The following is a 19,404-nucleotide window of genomic DNA, read 5'->3' on the forward strand; positions in this document are numbered from 1 at the left end:
CTCGACCACGACCAGTGTCATCGGCCGCCACGGCTCACTGATGCAAAGGACTGCCATGTCTTCCGACACCGCCCCCCTGCCCGAGGTCCTCGCCGGCCCCATCCTGCGCCGCCTGAGCGCGGAGCGCCTGGTGATCTGGCTGGTGGGCTCACGACCCCTCGCACCGAGCCTGATGCTGCACCCGGTCGGACACCCCCCGCGCCGGCTGGCGCTGAATGATTCGCGCCTGAGGCGGCTGCCGCTGGGTCGCCACGCCTGGCTGCACCTGATCGACGTCCGCCTCGACACGCCCCTGCCCCGGGGCGTGCGCATCGACTACGACCTGAAGCTCCCCGGCGAGGCGGGCACGACCGGCATCGCCGACTGGGCGCCCCACCTGCTGCACGAGGGCGCGACGCATCCCGGCTTCGTGCTCGCCGAGCGCCACGGCCGGCTGATGCACGGCTCCTGCCGGCGCCCCCATCACGACGGCCCGGACGGCCTGGTGCGCGCCGATGCCTGGCTCGCCGAGCGCCGCGATACGCCCGAGGCCTGGCCGGCCTGGCTGCTGATGACCGGCGACCAGGTCTATGCCGACGACGTGGCCGGCCCGATGCTGGTGGCCATCCACGCCCTGATCCGTCGCCTGGGGCTCGTCGACGAGACCCTGGAGGGCGCCACCGTGGCCGACAGCCAGGCGCTCTACGACGATCCCGCGAGCTACTACCGCCGCGAGGCGCTGCTGCCCGAGGCCGAGAGCAGCGAGAAGGTGCGCAAGGGCTTCTTCGGCGGGGCGCGCAAGCCGGTTTTCACCTCCGCCAACGCCCACAACCACCTGATGAGCTTCGCCGAGGTGATCGCCATGTACCTGCTCACCTGGTCGCCGACCCCGTGGCGCCTGGTGGAGATCACGGCGCCGGCGCTGGACGAGGAGAACGCCACCCGGTTCCGCAGGGAGAAGGCGGTGATCGAGCGCTTCGCCGCGGGCCTGCCCGCCGCCGCCCGGGTGATGGCCCACCTGCCCTCGCTGATGATCTTCGACGACCACGACATCACCGACGACTGGAACCTCACCGCGGACTGGGAAAGCACCGCCTACGGCCACCCCTTCTCGCGGCGGATAATCGGCAACGCCCTGCTCGCCTACCTGCTCTGCCAGGGCTGGGGCAACGACCCGGATCGCCTGGCCGCACCGCTCGACGACGCCGCCGCGCTGCTTCAGCGCGCCGCCGACCAGGAGGGCTGGCTGCCCGCCGGGGAGCAGGACGCCGTCCTCGAGCGGCTGCTGCGCTTCCAGAGCTGGGAGGTGGAGGTCGAGGGCGACCCGAAGCTGGTGATCCTCGACACCCGCACCCGGCGCTGGCGCAGCGAGCGCAGCCCCACCCGCCCCTCCGGCCTGATGGACTGGGAGGCGCTCTCGGAGCTGCAGCAGAACGTGCTGGGGGCGCATTCGGTGGTGATCGTCTCCCCGGCGCCGATGTTCGGCGTCAAGCTGATCGAGACCATCCAGCGGCTCTTCACCCTGGCCGGCCGGCCGCTGCTGGTCGACGCCGAGAACTGGATGGCGCACCGCGGCGCGGCGAGCGTGATGATGAACATCTTTCGCCACTCCCGCACCCCGGGCCACTACGTGATCCTCTCCGGCGACGTGCACTACTCCTTCGCCTACGACATCCACATCCGCCATCGCCGCGAAGGGCCGAGGCTCTGGCAGATCACCTCGAGCGGCGTGAAGAACGCCTTCCCCGACACCCTGCTCGACTGGTTCGACCGCCTGAACCGCTGGCTCTATGCGCCACGCTCGCCGCTCAACTGGCTCACCAAGCGTCGCCGCATGGTGATCTCGCCGCGCGACCCCGACCGCGCCAAGGCCGGCGAACGGCTCTGGAACGGCAGCGGCATCGGCCTGGTGGAGCTCGACGCCGAGGGCCGCCCGAGCGACATTCGCCAGCTCGACGCCCGCGGCTTCGACGTCCACTTTCCCGAACCGGACAAGCGCTCGCTTCGCGGCTGAGCCCGCCGGGCGCGGATAAAATTAGAGAGTGCAACAAACGGCGTGCCCTGCGATGCTGTCGACCCACACGTCGTCGCATACGAGGAGCGCAGGGTGCAGGACGAGAGCGTACGACTGGACGACCAGCGGGCCGTGCAGGAGGTGATCGCCAGGGATACGTCCCTGGAGACCCTGCTGGCGGACGTCGCGCGAATGATCGGTCCCCAGCTCGGCGACCCCCGGATCTCGATCCGGGTATTCGATCCCGACCGGCGCACCCTCGACATGGTCGCGGGCGAAGGCTTCTCGCCGGCCTTCCGACGGGCCATGCAGGGCATGTCCCTCGAGTCGCCGGCCGGCACCTGCGGGGCGGCGGTGGTGACCCGCCAGCTCGCGATTACTGAGCGGATCGCCGTCGACCCTCGCTGGCAGGGCCTGCAGGCACTGGCGCGCGACGAGGGGCTGGCCGCCTGCTGGTCGGTACCGGTGATCTCGGCCGAGGACGAGTTGCTGGGCACTCTCGACACCTACTTCGCCACGCCCCGGGCTCCCGGCGAGCATGAGGAGGCGCAGCTGCACCGTGCCGCCGGCCTGGTCGCCCTGGCCATCGAGCGCCATCGCGATCGGCGGGCTCGCCTCGAGGTGGAGCAGCGCTTTCGCTCGCTGTTCACCCGGCTCCCCGACGCGGTGTTCGAGTTCGACCTGCAGGGCCGGTTTCTCAGCTGCAACGCCGCGGCCACGCGCATCACTGGCTTCAGCGAGGCGTGGCTCAGGGGACAGCCTTATGCTCGCTTCGTCACCGAGGAGGCGCTGCCGGCCATCGACGCCGCCTTCGCACGGGTCTGCGCGGGAGAGACCCAGCAGCATATCTACCAGAGCACCGATGCCGAGGGGCGGGCCTACACCCTGGAGGTCACCAACCTGCCCATCATCGTCGACGACCGGGTCGTCGGAGTTTATGGCGTGGGGCGCGACATCACCGGGCGCCGAGAGCAGGAGGAGCAGCTGCGCCTGCTGGCCCGCGGCATCGATGCCAGCCGCAACGGCGTGGTGCTGGCCGATGCCACCCTGCCGGACCTGCCGCTGGTCTTCGTCAACGAGACCTTCCTGGGCCTCACCGGCTATGCGCGCGACGAACTCATCGGCCACAACTGCCGCATGCTGCAGGGGCCCGAGACCGATCCGGTGACGGTGGCCCGGCTACGCGCGGCGGTGGCCGAACGCAGCGAGATCCAGGTGACGCTGCGCAACTACCGCAAGGACGGCTCGGCGTTCTGGAACCACCTCTACCTCAGCCCGGTCCTCGACGACGAGGGCCGCTGCACCCATATCATCGGCATCCAGCAGGATGTCTCGCGGGTTCGCGAGTACGAGCATCGCCTGGCCCACCAGGCCAGCCACGATGCGCTCACCGGGCTGCCCAACCGTCAGCAGTTCGTCTCGCGCCTGACCCAGCAGCACCGCCGCACCTGCCGGGAGAATGGCTTCCTGGCCCTGCTCTACATCGACCTGGACGACTTCAAGCCGGTCAACGATGGCCTCGGGCACCATGTCGGCGACCGGCTGCTCGAGCAGGTGGCCCATCGCCTCGTCGCCCTGCTCGACCAGGGCGACATCGCCTCGCGGCTGGGCAGCGACGAGTTCGCGCTGCTGCTGACGAGCGTCGAGGACGAGCGGGACGTGCTGGCCAGGGCCGAGGCGATCCTCGAGGCCCTGTCGCGGCCCTTCGAACTCGAGGGGCACCGCCTGCACATCAGCGCCAGCATCGGCATCGCCTCGAGCCAGGACGCCCCGGACCAGGCCGCGGAGCTGCTCCAGTCCGCCGATCTCGCCATGCAGGAGGCCAAGCAGCAGGGGCGCAACACCTGGCAGTGGTATGGCGACGAGATTTCGAGCCTGATGAGCGAGCACGTCGAGATGCGCCTCGAGCTGCAGGAGGCGATCCGCGAGGGGCAGTTCCTGCTGCACTATCAGCCCATCGTCGACACGCGAACCGGCGAGGTGCGCAGCGTCGAGGCCCTGGTGCGCTGGCGGCATCCCGAGAAGGGCATGATCTCGCCGGGGCTCTTCATCCCGCTGGCCGAGCAGACCGGGCAGATCGTCGCCATAGGGCGCTGGGTGCTGCAGCGGGCCTGCCAGGACATGGCCCGCCTGCACGCCGAGGGCGGCCCGGCGCTGCCGGTGGCCGTCAACATCTCGCCGCTGCAGTTCCGGCGGGCCGGCTTCCTCGCCCAGGTCGAGCAGGTCCTCGAGACCAGCGGCTGGCCGGCCGAACGGCTGGAGCTCGAGGTGACCGAGGGGGTGCTGATGTCCGGCACCGACCGGGCCATCGAGGTGCTGCATGCGCTGCGCCGGCGCGGCGTGCGGGTGGCGATCGACGACTTCGGCAGCGGCTTCTCGAGCCTGCGCTACCTGCGCCAGCTGCCGATCAGCAAGGTCAAGCTCGACCGCAGTTTCATCCACGACATCACCCGCAACGGCGACAATGCCGCCATCGTCCAGGGCGTGATCACCATGGCCCACCACCTCGGGCTGTCGGTGGTGGCCGAGGGCATCGAGGCCCCGGAGCAGCGGCTCGATCTCCTGGGCCGCGACTGCGACCTGCTGCAGGGCTTTTTGTTCTCGCCCCCCGTGCCGCTCGATCAGCTGGCGCGCCTGCCGGCGCGGCTGCCCGCCCCGCCGGCGTGAGCGCCGGCGCCTGACGGGGCTATCCGGCCCGGCCGGCCCGGCGGCGCCACAGCGAGAGCCCTCCCGCCATGACCAGCCAGGTCATGGCCGCGGCCACGGTATCATCGAGCACGATGCCGATGCCGCCGGGCAGCGCCTCCGCCTGACTCACCGGCGCCGGCTTGGCGATGTCGAAGCCCCGATAGACCACGTAGGCCCCGGCCAGGGCCGCGGGATGGCGGGCCGTGGCCTGGCCGAGCACCGCCACCGGAAAGGCGACGATCTCGTCGAGCACGATGCGCCCGTCGTCCTTGAAGCCCAGCGCGGTCGCGGCCTGATGGCAGACCGGCATGGCCGCCACCAGCAGTGCCGCCGTGAGGGCGAACTGCACCCGTCGCGGCCGCCCCAGGAGCCACCAGGCGAGCGGCAGCCCCAGCAGCGCCCCGACCGTCCCCGGGGCCCAGGGCGAGAACCCCAGGCCAAGCCCCGTCGAGAGGGCCAACAATAGCGTCTCCATCCCTGCTCCCTGTCACTGAATGCCGGCCTCGAACGACATGACCGGATGGCATGCGTCGAGCGATCGACACCTTACCCCCGCCGCGGGTCGCCGTCGACGCCATCCCCGGCATCGGCCCTCGGGTTTCGACAAGCGCGGCCCGGCGACGCATCATGGAACGTTCATCCACCGACCCAGCCTGCCCCGCCCATGAGCCACGACACCACGGCACGCAATCGACGCATGACCCACTTCGACGACCACGACGCGCTGTGGCTGTTCGGCTACGGCTCGCTGATCTGGAAGGCCGACTTTCCCTTCCTCGAGCGTCGCCGGGCCCATATCCACGGCTGGGTGCGTCGCTTCTGGCAGGGCTCCCACGATCATCGCGGCACCCCCGAGGCGCCCGGCCGGGTGGCCACCCTGGTGCGCGAGCCGGGAGCCATCTGCCACGGCATGGCCTATCGCATCGCCCCCGAGGTGCTGGGCCCGCTGGACGTGCGCGAGAAGAACGGCTACCTGCGCGAGCTGACCCGGCTGCACTTCGACGACGGCGGCCAGCCGGCGGGCGCCGAGGGCCTGCTCTACCTGGCCACCGAGGAGAACGCCGCCTTCCTCGGCGATGCCCCGCTCGAGGCCATCGCCGCGCAGATCGCCGTCGCCCACGGCCCCAGCGGCCCCAACCGCGACTACCTGGTCCATCTGGCCCAGGCCCTGCGCGAACTCGATGTGGATGACCCCCACGTGTTCGCGCTGGCGGCGCGCCTGCCCCACCCGGCCGGCGCCGACCGCCCCGCTGATCCCAACAACGATCCCAACAACAAGGAGACGATCCTCCCATGAGCGTGACCCTCGACGACATCCAAAAGGCCGCCGCCCGCCTCGAGGGCAGCGTGGAGCATACCCCCTGCCTGCGCTCCGCGACCCTCTCCCGGCTCACCGGCTGCGATGTCTACATCAAGTTCGAGAATCACCAGTTCACCGCCTCCTTCAAGGAGCGCGGCGCGCTGAACCACCTGCTCGCGCTGACGCCCGAGGAGCGGGCGCGGGGTGTGATCGCCATGTCCGCCGGCAACCACGCCCAGGCGGTGGCCTACCACGCCGCCCGGCTGGGCATCCACGCCACCATCGTCATGCCCCGTCACACCCCCAACCTCAAGGTGCGCAACACCCGCGACTTCGGCGCCGAGGTGCACCTGGAGGGCAATGGCGTCGACGAAGCCGGCGCCTACGCCCAGCGCCTCGCCGAGGAACGCCACCTGGTCTTCGTGCACCCCTACGACGACCCGCGGGTCATCGCCGGCCAGGGCACCATCGCCCTGGAGATGCTCGAGGCAGAGCCCGACCTGGACTGCCTGGTGATCCCCATCGGCGGCGGCGGCCTGATCGGCGGCAACGCCGTGGCGGCCAAGGCCCTGAAGTCCGACATCGAGGTGATCGGGGTGCAGACGCAGCGCTTCCCGGCCATGCAGCAGGCGCTGGCCGGCGAGGAGGTTCACTGCGGCCTGGCCACCCTGGCCGAGGGCATCGCCGTGAAGCAGCCCGGCAAGCTGACGCTGGAGATCGTGCGCGAACTGGTCAGTGACATCGTGCTGGTCGACGAGCCCGAGATCGAGCGCGCCATCCTGATGCTTCTGGAGATCGAGAAGAGCGTGGCCGAGGGCGCCGGCGCCGCGGGGCTCGCCGCCCTGCTCAGCGATCCCGAGCGCTATCGCGGCCGCAAGGTGGGGCTGGTGCTGTGCGGCGGCAACATCGACATGCTGGCGCTCTCCTCGGTGATCCAGCGCGGCCTGGTGCGCTCCAACCGGATCGTGCGGGTGCGAGTGGGCATCCCCGACGTGCCCGGCTCGCTGGCCGAGCTGACCCAGCTGCTCGCCGAGCAGCGCGCCAACGTGATCCAGATCGCCCACCAGCGCACCTTCACCGACCTCTCGCTGCGCGCCACCGAGGTGGAGGCCACCCTGGAGACGCTCGGCAGCGACCACACCCGCGAGGTGATCGCCGCACTGCGCGCCGAGGGCTACGACCCGGTGCTGCCCGCCAACGAGGTGCACCCGGACGAGCGCTGGGCCACCGACCCCGAGGGCCATCACTGAGATGACCACCCTGGCGATCTACATCGCCGCCGCCCTGGCCGAGATCGCCGGCTGCTTCAGCGTCTGGGCCTGGTGGCGGCTGGACAAGTCGGCCCTCTGGCTGATGCCGGGACTCGCCAGCCTGGCACTCTTCGCCTGGCTGCTGAGCCTCTCCGGAGCCGACTACGCCGGGCGCGCCTACGCCGCCTATGGCGGGGTCTACATCGCCACCTCGGTGGCCTGGCTATGGCTGATCGAGCAGCGCCTTCCCGATCGCTGGGACCTCGCCGGCGCCGGCCTGTGCTTGGTGGGCGCCGGCGTCATCCTGCTCGGACCTCGACCTGCGGGGTGATCTCGTCGTGGAGCAATCGCCGCCACGGGGCGATATCTGGCAGAGGATCGATGGCAGGCGTACCCTATACGCATTCATGACCCCAATCCTCCCATCACCTCAACCAAAGGAAGCGTGATGAGCAGCAAGATCAACGTGTCAGCCCCCCTGGTCATCCTGCATGGCGACGAGATGGCCCAGGTGGCCTTCGAGCGCATCCTCGAGACCTTCGTGACCTCGCGGCTGGACGTCGACCTCGTGGAGATCGACCTGACCGCAGAGAACCGCCTGGTCACCAACGGCCAGGCGGTGATCGACGCCATCGAGGCCCTCAAGCAGTACGGCGTGGGCGTGAAGAACGCGGGCATGACCGTCAACCGCGCCCAGCTGGGCGAGCTGCTGGCCAAGCACCCCGAGCTCGACGGCACCACCCTGCACCCGCTGGCTACCAAGTCACCCAACGGCGCCATCCGCAAGGGCATCGGCGGCAACATCACCCGCGAGGACATCCAGTTTCGCAACCTGGAGTTCAACACCCCGGAGTGGATCGGCCGCGATATCGAGGTCGACACCATGACGACCGGCGGCAGCAAGGACAGCTTCAACGAGCTCTCCAGCGCCACCGGCATCGTCAAGCTGCTGTTCGTGGGCCAAAGCGGTGACCCCGTGGAGCTGCACCGCCGCGAGGTGAAGAAGGGCGATCCCTGGCTGCTCGCCACCAACGACATCGACCAGGTCAAGGCCTGGGCGCACCGCTTCTTCCAGCGCGCCATCGACGAGAAGCGCGACATCTACCTGGGCCTGAAGGACACCGTGATCGCCGGCTACGACGGCGTGATGCGGGCCGCCATCGAGGACATCTACCGCGAGCACTACCAGGCCCAGGTCGAGGCACAGGGGCTCTCCTACCACTACGAGCTGATCGACGCCCAGGCCGCGCGCATCGTCGCCAACCCGCCGGAGCGGGCGCTGTGGGGCGTGCCGGACAACACGACCGGCCGCAAGCTCTACAAGCTGGTCGAACAGCTCAAGATCCACGGCATCCCCAAGCGCAAGGCCCACGTCTCACTGTCGCGGATGAGCGCCGGCGGCGGCGACCAGTACGGCAGCTACAACGCACCCGCCCTGGAGAACGGCATCCTCAAGGTGGTGGTCGACGGCGAGGAGAAGCACGCGCGCCACGTCAAGCAGGGCGACCCGATCCTGCTGATGTCCAACGACCACGAGGCGATCAAGGACTGGGTCACCCAGGTGTTCCGCGACGCCTCGCGCAAGGACAAGGAGGTCTACTTCGGCCTCAAGCGCGAGTACATGGAGTACGACGACGTCTTCAGCACCGCCATCACCGACGTGCGCCGCGAGCTGGCCAAGGCCGACACGCCGCCCCCGTCGTTCATGATCATGCGGCCCTCGCGGCAGCTCATCAAGATGATCACCGATCCGCCCCGCAACGCCCTCTACCCGGCGCAGAACCTCGACGGCGACATCTTCTCGGACATCTCCGCGGCGCTCGGCGGCAGCCTCGCCACCGCCAGCTCGATCATCGAGAGCAAGAGCGGCACCATGCTCTTCGAGGCGCCCCACGGCACCGCCCACGACCTCTACCTGAAATACCTGGAGAGCGACGGCCGCGAGGCGCACTTCAACTCCTCCGCGCTGATCTTCGCCGTGGCCAACGCCCTGGAGACCCTGGGCGAGCGCGAGGCCAATGCGGCCCTGATCGACTACGCCACCAGCCTCAAGGCCGCGCTGATCGATACTGTCGCCGACGGCGTCATCACCGGCGACCTCAAGGGCAAGACCACCGATCCGGCCGCCGAGACCCTGGTCGACATGCAGGGCTTCCTGGACGCCGTGGCCGAGCGGCTTCCCGCCTGACACGCTCATCATGACGCGCCCCCGCGACCCCGCCCCTCCGGGCGGGGTCGTGTTTTGTCGCCGTCCGGCGGCAATTCAGCAGTAAACCCTGTTTTATTCCCTCCCGGCAGATAATTCGCCCATCCCGGCGATGATTGCTGCTAGAATCGCGCGCGCCACGCAGACGCCCCCGGTCTCGGCTACCCGCCTGGGGCGGTTCGTGCGGCACGTCCCGGCGCTTATCGGCGCCGCCGACGCGACCGTGCGCGCCGTCCCGGCCGGGGGCGTCTGTCCGCCCATTACAATTCCCGAGAGATCCTCCATGATCGCCACCCTGCAAACCCTCGGCCGCCCGCTGATGCGACTGGGGCTGATCCCCCAAATCGCCATCGGCATCGTCTGCGGCATCCTGCTCGCCACCCTCGCGCCGGACACGGCCCAATCGGCCTCGCTGCTGGGCCAGCTGTTCATCTCCGCCCTGAAGGCGGTCGCCCCGATCCTGGTGTTCATCCTGGTCACCGCGGCCATCGCCAGCCACCAGAAGGGACAGCCGACCCATATCCGCTCGGTGATGGTGCTCTACGTGATCGGCACCCTGGTCGCCGCCCTGGTGGCCGTGGCGGCGAGCTTCGCGTTCCCCACCACCCTGGCGCTGGATCGCCCCGAGGTCAGCGGCAACCCGCCCGGTGACATCATCGAGATTCTCCGGAACCTGCTGCTCAACGCCGTCGCCAACCCGGTCACGGCGATCATGGAAGGCAACTTCATCGCCATCCTGGTGTGGGCCATCGGCCTTGGCATCATGCTGCGCCATGCCAGCGACGCCACCCGCACCATGCTCGGCGATATGTCCGACGCCGTCTCCAACATCGTGCGCCTGGTGATCCGCTTCGCCCCGCTGGGTATCTTCGGCCTGGTCGCCAACACCCTGGCGGAATCGGGCATGAGCGCCCTGCTCGACTACGGCCACCTGCTGGCGGTGATCGTCGGCTGCATGCTGTTCGTCGCCCTGGTCACCAACCCGCTGATCGTCTACTGGCAGACCCGCGAGAACCCCTACCCGCTGGTCTTCACCTGCCTGCGCGGCAGCGCCATCACCGCCTTCTTCACGCGCAGCTCGGCGGCCAACATCCCGGTCAACCTGGAGCTGTGCAAGCGCCTCAAGCTGCACGCCGACACCTACGCCATCTCGATCCCGCTGGGCGCGACGGTCAACATGTGCGGCGCGGCCATCACCATCACCGTGATCACGCTCTCGGCCGCCCATACCCTGGGCATCGGCGTCGACTTCCCCACCGCCCTGCTGCTGTGCATCGTCTCGGCGCTGGCCGCCTGCGGCGTCTCCGGCGTGGCCGGCGGCTCGCTGCTGCTGATTCCCATGGCCAGCAACCTGTTCGGCATCTCCACCGACGTGGCCATGCAGGTGGTGGCGATCGGCTTCGTGATCAGCGTGGTGCAGGACTCCACCGAGACGGCGCTGAACTCGTCCACCGACGTGCTGTTCACTGCGGCCGCCTGCCGCCGCGAGGAGAACGCCCAGGCGTGATCCTCCCGCCGCGGCCCCGTGTTCACGGGGCCGCGGCCTCACCACTCCCTCGCGCCCCCTGCGACGCCCCCGTCTCACGGGCGCCCGCCTGTCACAGGCATGATTTTCCCCACGCTTTAACATGAATCAATGAATCACTCTTCAGGGTGATAACGTTGAGGCAACATCATGACGTGAGATGGACAGCTTCGGCGTCATTTAAGATAGTAGGGGCAGGTAGATACATTTCTTAACCGGTATCGAACGATCGGAGACCGGCCGCCGTCCACGACCACACAGGAAGCGCTGACGCCATGCTTTCCCTCCTGCCCTCCCGTCGCCTTGATCGCTCCTTCCTGACCTCGCTTCGGCGCCCCCTCCTGGGGCTCTGCCTGCTGCTGGCCCTGGGTGCCCACGCCGCGGACGACGTCGCTCCGAACGATCCGGTCCTGACGCTCACCCAGGGCAGCGACCGCCAGCGCCTCTCGCTGGAAGCGATCGAAGCCACCGACGAGCTGCATCACGTCCAGATGCAGCATCCCGAAGGCCCCGAGGGCCGCTTCTCGGGCATCTGGCTGAATGCCTTCCTGGCCGCGAACGGGCTGGAGGACGCCCGGCGGGTGCGCTTCATCGCCGATGACGGCTATACCACCTTCCTCACCCTCGCCCAGCGCCAGGAGAAGGCCTACCTGCTGGCGACCCGGCTCGACGGCGAGCCGATCGGCGTGGACCGGCTCGGCCCGCTGATGCTGGTGGTGCCCGAGGATGCCGAGGCCGTGAAGGACGGTTCGGTGCCGATGAACCGCTGGATCTGGGCGCTCGAGGAAATCAGCGCCAGATGACGACCGTCCCGGTCAGGGCCCTGCGCCGTCGCCTGCTGCTGGCCTTCGGGCTGATCGTCGCGATCTGCGCCGCGGCGATCACCTACTACGTCGCCCAGGCCCGGCAGCACGTCGGCGCCGACTACACCGCTATGGTTGCCGATGTGGTCCGCGCCCAGGAGGACCCCGAGCGCCTGCTGACGGCCCTGAACCGCCTGGAGGGCGGACACCCGGACTTTCGGCTCCATCGGGATGAACTCGGCGAGCTGCTGCTGCGCATCCCCCGGCGCATCGAGAACATCCACATCCAGGTGCTGCGCAGCGATCTCCCTGACCGGGACTATGCGCCCCTGCTGGAGGAGCTGAACCACGTCGAGAGGCGCCTGCAGGCCCTGCTGAGCCAGTTCGTGCAGGTCCAGCGCGACGGCCTCGACGTCGAGGAGATCGCGCGGCTGCGCGAGCTGGGCCTCGAGATCGAGGCGGGACTCGCCTGGAGCTACAGCGAGCTCAACCACCTGGTGCAGCAGGCCTCGGCCGACCAGCGCCGGATCATGGGCTGGCTCACCCTGGCCGTGGTGTGGCTGCTGGTGATGGTGGTGCTCGCCGTCGGCGCGGTGATGCTGATGCTGCTGCGCCTGCAGCGCCAGCGGGATGCGATGCACCATCAGAGCCATACCGACATGCTGACCGGGCTCTACAACCGACGGCGACTGCAGGAGGTGGCCGAGCGGGAGTTCGCCCGCCGCCAGCGCCACCCCTCGCCGCTGAGCCTGATGCTCCTCGACCTGGATCACTTCAAGCACGTCAACGACGCCTACGGCCACCCGGTGGGCGACGCGGTCCTCTCGTCCTTCGCCGAGACCCTCCGCCATCAGGTGCGGCGCCTGGATACCGTGGCGCGCATGGGCGGCGAGGAGTTCGCGGTGCTGCTGCCGAACACCGACGGCCACGCCGCGCGACAGCTCGCCGAGCGGATCCGGGCGGCCACCCGCGCCATGCCGCTGCCGGAGGAGGCCGGCGACCACCGGCTCACCGTCAGCATCGGCGTCACCGAGGCCCGGCAGGGCGACGGCTTCGAGCACCTCTACAGCCGCGCCGACCGGCGCCTCTATGACGCCAAGGAGGGAGGCCGGGATCGCGTGGTCTCAAGCGACGCCCTGACGGAGGTGACGCCAGACGGCACGTGCGCCGCCCGGCTGCGGCGCAACGCGCAATAGGCAAGGCCCCGCGCCCCTCCCCCCTTACTTCATCCGATGCCTTGCCTGTAACGCCCGGCGCGACCTCGCGCCATCGCCGCCTCCCCTCCCACACCCGCCCCTCCTCTGCATCGCCGCGGCATCTCGGCGCCATGACCGCTCACGGCCGTCTTGGCCGACCGGTAGATGCGCCGGCCCTGTGGCCGACCCAGGGTTCTAAAAATCAGTACACGATCCGTCTTTCATTAGCGCAGGGGGGTTGCCAATACTCGGGTGGCGACGGTGCTGATAAAGCAAAACTACAACTCCATCCGAATAAGGACGCTTCATGCCCCTCTCCAGCCTGCTCGACTGGCGCCTGCATGCGCTGGTCGTCGTGACCGCCCTACTCTCCGAATTCATCGGCATCCAGCGCCTGCCGCTGGGCCCCGGTACCCTGCTGCTGCTGCCGCTCTTCTACGCCTTCATCCTCGGCGTGCTGCTCAATCCCAACGTGACGCGCACCGCCGGCCGGTTCATTCCCGCCCGCGTCAGCCACGCCGCCGGGCCGCTGATCCTGCTGTCGATCATGCCGTTCATCGCCCGCTTCGGTTCGACCATCGGTCCCGCCATCGAGGACCTGATCGACGCCGGTCCCGCGCTGATCCTGCAGGAGCTGGGTAACCTCGGCACCATGCTGATCGCCATGCCGCTGGCCGTGCTGGTGTTCAAGATGGGCCGCGAGGCGATCGGCGCCACCTACTCCATCGCCCGCGAGCCCAATATCGCCGTCATCTCCGACAAGTACGGCCTCAAGGGCCCGGAGGGCGTCGGCGTGATGGGCACCTACGTGGTGGGCACCATGTTCGGCACCCTGTGGTTCGCGCTGATGGCGGGCTACCTCACCTCGCTCGAGCTCTTCGACCCGCGCGCCCTGGCCATGGCCTGCGGCGTGGGCAGCGGCAGCATGGTCGCCGCCTGCTCGGCGGCCATCGCCGGCACCCTGCCCGAGATGAAGGAGGAGCTGCTGGCCTTCGCCGGCGCCAGCAACCTGATGACCTACGCCACCGGCCTCTACCTGTCGCTGTTCATCGCCCTGCCGCTGGCCGAGAAGCTCTATGGCCTGCTCTCCGGCAAGCGCCGCGTGCACGCCGTGGGGGCCCAGGTCACCGGCGCGCCGAGCGTCGACGACGCCTCGAATGACGCCCCGCAGGAGGAGCGCCCCGAGCGCGACCTGCCGAAGACCGCCCTGGCCATGGCCGCGGCCTGCGCGGTGGGCTGGGTGGCCAACACCATCAACGGCACCGACCTGCTCACCGCCCTGCCGGGCATGCTGATCCTCTACGCGATGACCATGATCGGCCTCGTCATCACGCGCTTCGCGCCCTTCTACCTGCCGGGCGTGGCCTGGGTGTCGCTGGTCAGCATCGTGATGACGCTGCCCTGGTTCCCGGGCAACGCCTGGCTGACCGAGCAGCTCGCCGCCGTCAACTTCCTGGCCATCGTGACCCCGGTGCTGGCCTACGCCGGCCTGGCGCTGACGCCCCGCGAGCTCGGCATGTTCCGCCAGGCGGGCTGGAAGCTCGTGATCATCGCCATGCTGGTCTTTACCGGCACCTTCCTCGCCTCCGCCCTGATCGCCGACCTGCTGCTGTGAGCCCGACCATGACCGAGACCGCCTACCCCGACGCCGACACCCTGCGTGCCTGGCGCCAGGACTTCCACCGACACCCGGAGACCGCCTTCGAGGAGCACCGCACCAGCCGGCGCATCGCCGAGCGCCTCACCGAGGCGGGCCTCGAGATCGTCACTGGCCTGGGGGGCGGCACCGGCATCGTCGCCACCCTGGAGGGGCGGCGCGGGCCAGGGCCGAGCATCGGCCTGCGCGCCGACATCGACGCCCTCGACGTCACCGAGCTGAACGACGTCGCCCACGCCTCGGGCACCCCCGGCAAGATGCATGCGTGTGGCCACGACGGCCACACCACCATGCTGCTCGGCGCCGCCTGTCGACTGGCCCGGGATCCCGACTTCGCCGGTCGCGTCCACTTCATCTTCCAGCCCGCGGAGGAGAGCGAGGGCGGCGGCCGGGTGATGGTCGAAGAGGGGCTCTTCGAGCGCTTCCCCATGGAGGCCGTCTACGGCGTGCACAACTGGCCGGGGCTCGCCATCGGCGAGGCGGCGGTGCACGACACCGCGGTGATGGCGGCCTTCGACGTCTTCACCCTCACCCTCACCGGCAACGGCTGTCACGCCGCCATGCCGCACCTGGGCACCGACACGCTGCTCGCCGCCTGCCAGCTGGTCACCCAGCTGCAGGGGCTGATCAGCCGCGAGACACCGGCCCATCAGACGGCGGTGCTGAGCGTGACCCAGTTCCATGCCGGCGACGCCTTCAACGTCATTCCGGAGACGGTCGAGCTACGCGGCACCCTGCGCTGCTTCGACGAGCCGCTGCGCGCGCACCTGCAGCGCCGCTTCCAGGCGGCCGTCGAGTCGCTGGCCCAGTTCCACGGCCTGAGCGCGGATCTCGACTACCAGCCTCGCTACCCGGCGACCATCAACGTGCCCGAGCACGCCGAGCGCTGCGCCGCGGCGCTCGAGGCGCTGCCCGGCATCACCCGGGTGCATCGCGACCTGCCGCCGAGCATGGCCTCCGAGGACTTCGCCTTCATGCTCAACGCCCGTCCCGGCGCCTACATCTGGCTCGGCAACGGCGAGGAGAGCCCCGCGCTGCACAACCCGCACTACGACTTCGACGACCGGCTGACGCCGCTCGGGGTCGACTACTGGGTAGCGCTGGTGCGCCAGCTGCTCGGCGAACACCCTACGCGCTGATTCCCGCCGCTCCCCGCCGAGCGGCACCGCCACCTTCACGCCTGCCTCGCCGGCCTGACGCCCCGCGTCCGGCCCGGTCGGACGCCCCTGCACGTCTGAACGTCGGCGGTCGTGACCCAGCCACCTCTTCCCCCTGACTTCCCATTCGCTATCGACAACCACAAGGAGCGCCTCGTGACCCCCACCGTTACCGTCATCGGCCTCGGCAACATGGGCCGCGGCATGGCCCTGACCCTGCACCGCGCGGGCTTCACCGTGCAGGGCAGCGACATCGACGCCGACGCCCGCCGGCGCCTCGCCGACGAGGGCATCACCACCCTGGCGCCGGAGGCGCTGGGCGAAAGCGATATCTACCTGCTGTCGCTGCCCACCTCCGCCCACGTCGAGCACGTGCTGAAGGCATCGCCGGGCCTGCTCGCCCTCGCGCCGGCCGGCAGCGTGATCATGGACACCTCGACGAGCGACCCCGGCATGACCCGCCGGCTCGCGGCGGAGGTCGAGGCGAAGGGCCTCGAGTGGCTCGACGCCCCGGTGAGCGGCGGCCCGGCCGGCGCCATCAGCGGCCAGCTCGGCATGCTGCTGGGCGGCAGCGCCGCCACCGTGGCGCGCCTCGCGCCCGTGCTCGACGCCCTCTCGGCCAAGGCCACCCACGTCGGCGGCCCCGGCAGCGGCCACGTGGTCAAGCTCGCCAACAACTACCTGTGCGCCGCCCACCTGCTGACCACCGCCGAGGCCGTGGCCATGGCGAGCCGCGCCGGGGTCGACCCGGAAGCCTGCCTGCAGGGGCTGAACAGCGGCTCCGGGCGCAGCGCCGTCAGCGAGGTCAACTTCCCGCGCTGGATCCTCTCCGAGAGCTTCGATTCGGGCTTCACCATGGGCCTGATGCGCAAGGACCTGCGCCTGGCCCGACAGACCGCCGGCGAGCTCGAGATGCCCGAGGGGCTGCTCACCGCGGTGGTCGACGCCTGGCATGCCGAGGCCGAGACCCTGCCCGACGGCGAGGACTTCAACGCCATCACCCGCTCGCTGCTCGACGCCGCCCGGCGCTACGCCACCACCGACCGGCCGTCCGCGACCACCCCTCCCGAGGAGTCCTCATCATGAGCAATGCCCTGACCCAGCGCGCCCGTGACGCCATCGCCCCGCTGCTCGACGCCTACGGCATCGATCCCGCCGCCCCGGCCGCCAACTGGATCGCCGGCCGCCTCGTCGCGGGCGACGGCGAGGCGATCACCCTGATCGACCCCGTCACCGGCGTGCCGCTGCTGAGCTACCAGGACGCCGGCCAGGCCCTGGTCGAGCGGGCGATCGAGGCGGCCACCGCCGCCCAGGAAGAGTGGATGGCGCTCAGCGCCAGCGAGCGCGGCCGCCGCCTGCAGGGCGCGGCCCGCGGCCTCGAGGGTCACGAGGAGGCCCTCGCCCGGCTCGAGAGCCTGATCGCCGGCAAGCCGGTGGGCGACTGCCGCGGCGAAGTCGCCAAGGTGCGCGAGATGTTCGAGTACTACGCCGGCTGGTGCGACAAGCAGCACGGCGAGGTGATCGACGTGCCCACCAGCCACCTCAACTACGTGCAGCGCATCCCCTACGGCGTGGTCGGCCAGATCACCCCCTGGAACGCGCCGATGTTCACCTGCGGCTGGCAGCTCGCCCCGGCGCTCGCCGCCGGCAATGCGGCGGTGCTCAAGCCCTCGGAGCTGACCCCGCTGACCTCGGTGCTGATCGCCATGCTGGTCGAGCGCGGCGGCCGGCTGCCGGCGGGCCTGATCGGCATCGTCAACGGCCTGGGCCAGACCACCGGCCAGGCGCTGACCGCCCACCCGGACATCGCCAAGCTGGTGTTCGTCGGCTCGCCCGAGACCGGGCGGCGCATCGCCGAGGCGGGCGCCCAGCGCCTGGTGCCGAGCGTGCTGGAGCTGGGCGGCAAGTCGGCCAACATCGTGTTCGACGACGCCGCCCTGGACGACGCCGTCGCCGGCGCCCAGGCCGCGATCTTCGCAGGGGCGGGACAGAGCTGCGTGGCGGGCTCGCGCCTGCTGCTCCAGGAGAGCCTGCTGCCCGCCTTCACCGAGCGCCTGGCCCGCGCCGCCGAGGCGATCGCCGTGGGCCTGCCCACCGACGACGCCACCCGCATGGGGCCGCTGCAGAACGCCGCCCAGTACCGGCGGGTCCACGCGCTGATCGACGAGGCGCTCGCCCAGGGCGCCACCCTGCTGACCGGCGGCAAGGCGCCGGCCGGCCTGCCGGCAGAGACCGCCGAGGGCTACTTCCTGGCGCCGACCATCCTCACCGACGTCACCCCGGAGATGACCATCGCCAACGAGGAGGTGTTCGGCCCGGTGCTGGTGGTGATGACCTTCCGCGACGAGCAGGAGGCCGTGGCGCTCGCCAACGCCACCCGCTTCGGCCTGGCCGGCGCGGTGTGGAGCCGAGACACCGCCAGGGCGCTGCGCATCGCCCACCGGCTGCGCGCCGGCACCGTCTGGGTCAACAGCTACAAGACCATCAACGTGATGTCGCCCTTCGGCGGGCTCGGCGAGAGCGGCTATGGTCGCTCCAGCGGTCTCGACGGCCTGCGCGAGTACACCCTGCCGCGCAGCGTCTGGGTGGAGACCGCCGCCCACGCTACTGCCGCCATGGGCTACGGCGACGGCCAGGCCGCGCCCGGGGGCGCCCGATGAGCTTCGGCATCGACCATCCGCTGATCGCCGTGCAGGACCTCGCCGCCAGCGCCGAACAGGCGCGGCGGCTCGGCTTCCGCGTGCAGACGCGCCACCGGCACCCCTGGGGCACCGACAACCACCTGCTGTTCTTCCCGCGCAACTTCATCGAGCTGATCGGCATCGGCCGCCCCGACCGGCTCGACTATCGGGACGACAACGGCTTCGCCTTCGGCCGGCAGATCGCCGAGCGCCTGGCGCTCGGCGAGGGCATCGCCATGGTGGCCCTGGAGAGCGAGGAGATGGCCCGCGACCACCAGGCGCTGGTGGCACGGGGGGCCGAGCCGCCTGCGCCGATCGTCTTTCGCCGCCTCGCCCACCTGCCGGACGGCCGCGACGAGGAGGTGGGTGTCGCCCTGACCATCGTGCACCGCCCCGAGGCCCCGCTGCTGACCCAGTTCCTCTGCCAGCAGCTGCGCCCCGAGCTCTTTCGCACCGCGCCGACCCGCGAGCCGCACCCCAACACCGCCCAGGAGATCACCTCGCTGTGGTACGTGAGCGCCGAGCCGGCCCGGGAGATCGACCTGCTGCGCCGCGTGCACGGCGAGCTGGCCGTGCGGCGCTGCGAGGGGGGCTACTGCATCGAGACCGAGAAGGGCAACGCCTACCTGATGACGCCGGCGGCCATCGTGGAGCGATTCCCGCTGCTGCGCGGCCTCGCGCCCGGGCCGACCCGCGGCGTGGCGCTGAGCCTCGCCTGCGCCTCGCTGGCGAAAGCCCAGGCCCACTGGGCCGACCACGGGATCGCCTGGCAGTCGATCTCACCGGAGATCTGCGACATCGCCCCCAGGGTGCTGGGCGGCACCCTGCTGCGCTTCGAGGAGCACGAGGTGGCGTAGGCGGGGCGAGCGCCGCGCCCCGCCATGGCCCGGCCGCGCGCCCCGTGATAACTTTCGTAACGCCTCATATAACGACCACGTCTCACGCAAC

15 protein-coding genes are annotated in these 19,404 nt (G+C 70.3%); 14 read left to right on the top strand and 1 reads right to left on the bottom strand.

Annotated features, from left to right (window positions below):
* The first annotated feature begins 55 nt into the window (after positions 1 to 55).
* Both C9F13_RS04275 and C9F13_RS04280 read left to right on the top strand, forming a co-directional pair.
* Positions 56 to 1,993, top strand: coding sequence for an alkaline phosphatase D family protein (locus C9F13_RS04275; protein WP_108444958.1), 1,938 nt, complete (start codon positions 56 to 58; stop codon positions 1,991 to 1,993).
* A 93-nt stretch (positions 1,994 to 2,086) separates the two neighbouring features.
* Positions 2,087 to 4,660 carry an EAL domain-containing protein gene (locus C9F13_RS04280; RefSeq protein WP_211310896.1) on the top strand — a complete coding sequence of 858 codons (2,574 nt, stop codon included), beginning with the start codon at positions 2,087 to 2,089 and terminating at the stop codon, positions 4,658 to 4,660.
* A 19-nt stretch (positions 4,661 to 4,679) separates the two neighbouring features.
* On the opposite strand, the gene C9F13_RS04285 is transcribed toward C9F13_RS04280, so the two are convergent.
* Positions 4,680 to 5,156 (bottom strand): phosphatidylglycerophosphatase A family protein, encoded by a 477-nt coding sequence (locus C9F13_RS04285; RefSeq protein WP_108444959.1) that lies wholly within the window; start codon positions 5,154 to 5,156, stop codon positions 4,680 to 4,682.
* A gap of 189 nt (positions 5,157 to 5,345) precedes the next feature.
* Here C9F13_RS04285 and C9F13_RS04290 point away from each other — a divergent pair, with 189 nt between their 5' ends.
* The 12 genes from C9F13_RS04290 (at position 5,346) to C9F13_RS04345 (ending at position 19,313) form a co-directional block, all read left to right on the top strand.
* Positions 5,346 to 5,978, top strand: coding sequence for a gamma-glutamylcyclotransferase (locus C9F13_RS04290; RefSeq protein ID WP_108444960.1), 633 nt, complete (start codon positions 5,346 to 5,348; stop codon positions 5,976 to 5,978).
* Positions 5,975 to 7,231 carry a threonine ammonia-lyase gene (locus C9F13_RS04295; protein ID WP_108444961.1) on the top strand — a complete coding sequence of 419 codons (1,257 nt, stop codon included), beginning with the start codon at positions 5,975 to 5,977 and terminating at the stop codon, positions 7,229 to 7,231. The genes C9F13_RS04290 and C9F13_RS04295 overlap by 4 nt, the downstream gene beginning before the upstream one ends.
* Position 7,232: 1 nt before the next feature.
* The gene (locus tag C9F13_RS04300; RefSeq protein ID WP_108444962.1) at positions 7,233 to 7,562 is read left to right on the top strand and encodes a YnfA family protein; all 330 of its coding nucleotides are present in this window, start codon (positions 7,233 to 7,235) and stop codon (positions 7,560 to 7,562) included.
* A 117-nt stretch (positions 7,563 to 7,679) separates the two neighbouring features.
* Positions 7,680 to 9,419, top strand: a complete 1,740-nt coding sequence (locus tag C9F13_RS04305; RefSeq protein ID WP_108444963.1) for an isocitrate/isopropylmalate family dehydrogenase — start codon at positions 7,680 to 7,682, stop codon at positions 9,417 to 9,419.
* 301 nt (positions 9,420 to 9,720) lie between these two features.
* Positions 9,721 to 10,944: a serine/threonine transporter SstT gene (sstT, locus tag C9F13_RS04310; RefSeq protein WP_108444964.1), complete on the top strand. Its 1,224-nt coding sequence runs from the start codon at positions 9,721 to 9,723 to the stop codon at positions 10,942 to 10,944.
* A gap of 293 nt (positions 10,945 to 11,237) precedes the next feature.
* On the top strand, positions 11,238 to 11,765 hold the full coding sequence (locus C9F13_RS04315) for a molybdopterin-dependent oxidoreductase (protein WP_108444965.1): 528 nt from the start codon (positions 11,238 to 11,240) through the stop codon (positions 11,763 to 11,765).
* Positions 11,762 to 12,961 (top strand): GGDEF domain-containing protein, encoded by a 1,200-nt coding sequence (locus C9F13_RS04320; protein ID WP_108444966.1) that lies wholly within the window; start codon positions 11,762 to 11,764, stop codon positions 12,959 to 12,961. The genes C9F13_RS04315 and C9F13_RS04320 overlap by 4 nt, the downstream gene beginning before the upstream one ends.
* A 307-nt stretch (positions 12,962 to 13,268) precedes the next feature.
* A complete protein-coding gene (locus C9F13_RS04325) occupies positions 13,269 to 14,576 on the top strand; it encodes a DUF3100 domain-containing protein (protein WP_108444967.1) in 1,308 nt (435 codons plus the stop codon).
* 8 nt (positions 14,577 to 14,584) lie between these two features.
* The gene (locus C9F13_RS04330; protein ID WP_108444968.1) at positions 14,585 to 15,757 is read left to right on the top strand and encodes a M20 aminoacylase family protein; all 1,173 of its coding nucleotides are present in this window, start codon (positions 14,585 to 14,587) and stop codon (positions 15,755 to 15,757) included.
* Positions 15,758 to 15,931: 174 nt separating this feature from the next.
* Entirely contained in the window at positions 15,932 to 16,861 is a 930-nt protein-coding gene (locus C9F13_RS04335; RefSeq protein WP_108444969.1) for an NAD(P)-dependent oxidoreductase, read from the top strand.
* Positions 16,858 to 18,435, top strand: a complete 1,578-nt coding sequence (locus C9F13_RS04340) for an aldehyde dehydrogenase family protein (RefSeq protein WP_108444970.1) — start codon at positions 16,858 to 16,860, stop codon at positions 18,433 to 18,435. The genes C9F13_RS04335 and C9F13_RS04340 overlap by 4 nt, the downstream gene beginning before the upstream one ends.
* Positions 18,432 to 19,313 carry a VOC family protein gene (locus C9F13_RS04345; RefSeq protein WP_108444971.1) on the top strand — a complete coding sequence of 294 codons (882 nt, stop codon included), beginning with the start codon at positions 18,432 to 18,434 and terminating at the stop codon, positions 19,311 to 19,313. The genes C9F13_RS04340 and C9F13_RS04345 overlap by 4 nt, the downstream gene beginning before the upstream one ends.
* Positions 19,314 to 19,404: the final 91 nt, after the last annotated feature.

The organism is Halomonas denitrificans, from assembly GCF_003056305.1.
Classification (GTDB): domain Bacteria; phylum Pseudomonadota; class Gammaproteobacteria; order Pseudomonadales; family Halomonadaceae; genus Halomonas; species Halomonas denitrificans.